Raw genomic sequence first — 1,824 nt, forward strand, 5'->3', positions numbered from 1 at the left:
TGCTCTGCTACATTCACCAAACATGGAAAAACGGAGAAGGGGTAAAAATAGTGAATAATGCTATTCATGCTGTACCGATGAATGAGCTTGAAGCAATGAAAAAAGGAATAAATGATCTTTATGCGCTGGTTGCAGAGGAACGTCTACGCAGTGATGCAAATTCAAGAGAACCTACCACCAAAAAAGGAGTATTTGTTGATTCGTTCTTCGATGATGATATGCGTGATCAAGGAATTTCGCAGTCTGCAGCGATAGTAAACAAGGAATTAATTTTACCAATAGATGTAACGATTGCTGATATTGATGGAGGAGAAAAAACTTATTTGTTGCCGTATGAACTTGAACCGGTACTGGAGCAGCTTTTACAGACCAAAGGAGAAAAGATCAATCCATATCAAGCTTTTGATCCAGTCCCGGCACAAATTACTCTAAATAAAAATATAGATCACTGGACAGAGGTTACCACGAATTGGAAAAGTCCAGTAACGAGAGTATTTAATGTTAAAGAAACAACAGAGCTGCTGTCAAGTACTTCGTATGAAGCTGAATTTATGAGAGAAGCGGTACAAGATTTTGAAATTGAAGGTTTTGAGCCAAATGAGAGGCTTAAGGAGATAAAATTTGACGGTATGAGCATTCAACCTACAGCATAAAAAAGATGTTAACAGCTAACAACCAAGGAAAATTAAAGGGAAAGATAAAAATCCCAGCAAACATTCCAGCAGGTACTAAATTAGTACAGTTTTATGGGGATAAAGGAAGCTATGGAGAGACAACTTATACTGGTAAAAAAACTATTACCATAGAAGAAAGAAGAAGAGTTATCGCAGCAAGACGAGTTGATCCATTAGCGCAAACATTTACGCTAAATGAAAGTAGGCACATAGGAGGTGTGGAGCTATGGTTTATAAATAAAGGCAAAAAACGTGTTGTTGTTCAGACTAGAGAAACAGCAGTGGGAATGCCCTCACAAACTGTTATCGCTGAAAGCTATATTGAGCCAAAAGATATAAAGGTAGATGGTACAGCAACACGTATTACTTGGTCACCAGTGTTTTGCCATGCAGGACAAGAGTATGCAATAGTGCTACTCACTGATGATGCAGATACTGCAGTAAAAATAGCAGAACTTGGCAAATATGATGCAGTAAATAGTAGGTGGGTAACAAGTCAACCATATCAAGTAGGAGTATTACTCTCATCAAGCAATGCAAGTACGTGGACACCACATCAAAATTTAGATTTAACGTTTCGATTACTAGCTGCAAAATTTAGCGAACTTTTTCACCTTTTTAATCTTGGCAAAGTCAATGCGAATAACGTATCAGATTTAATAGTTTTAACAAATGTTGAAAAAGTAGCATTTGATACCAATGTAGAATTTATTTTAACAGACGAAGAGGGAAGAGAAAACTTTCTGTCTGATAATTTGCCACTTGCATTGCGTGAAAGATTATCTGGAGAGCTAACGGTAAAAGCAAGCCTAAAAGGAGGGCAAGAAAAAAGTCCAGTTCTTTATCCTGGGTTACAGTTAGTTATGGGTAATCTTTCAGAGTCTGGAGATTATGTAACTAGGAGCATTACCGCAGGATCCAATACTAAGGTTACCATAACGTATGATGCATTAATACCTGGCACTGCAGATGTAAAATCATATGTGGAACAAAGCGCTAAAGGGGGAGAAAAATGGCAATTAGTAAATTTAACATCAGGAAAACCAATTGGAGAAAATTGGGTGGAGAGAACTCATGTGCTATCAAACTTTAATGGCAATGAGACAAGGATAAAATTGGTTTTAAGTGGAACGGTTATTTATCGTCCTAA

At 37.3% G+C, this 1,824-nt stretch carries 2 protein-coding genes; both read left to right on the forward strand.

Translation table 11 applies throughout. The annotated features are described in order from the left end of the window. The coding region (locus tag BVG17_RS10565; RefSeq protein WP_143688993.1) for a DUF4815 domain-containing protein at positions 1-653 on the forward strand (653 nt) is incomplete at its 5' end. Positions 654-658: 5 nt separating this feature from the next. Further along, positions 659-1,824: hypothetical protein (locus BVG17_RS10570; protein ID WP_143688994.1), on the forward strand; the 1,166-nt coding region annotated here is incomplete at its 3' end.

It is taken from the genome of Wolbachia endosymbiont of Laodelphax striatellus, from assembly GCF_007115015.1.
Taxonomy (GTDB): domain Bacteria; phylum Pseudomonadota; class Alphaproteobacteria; order Rickettsiales; family Anaplasmataceae; genus Wolbachia.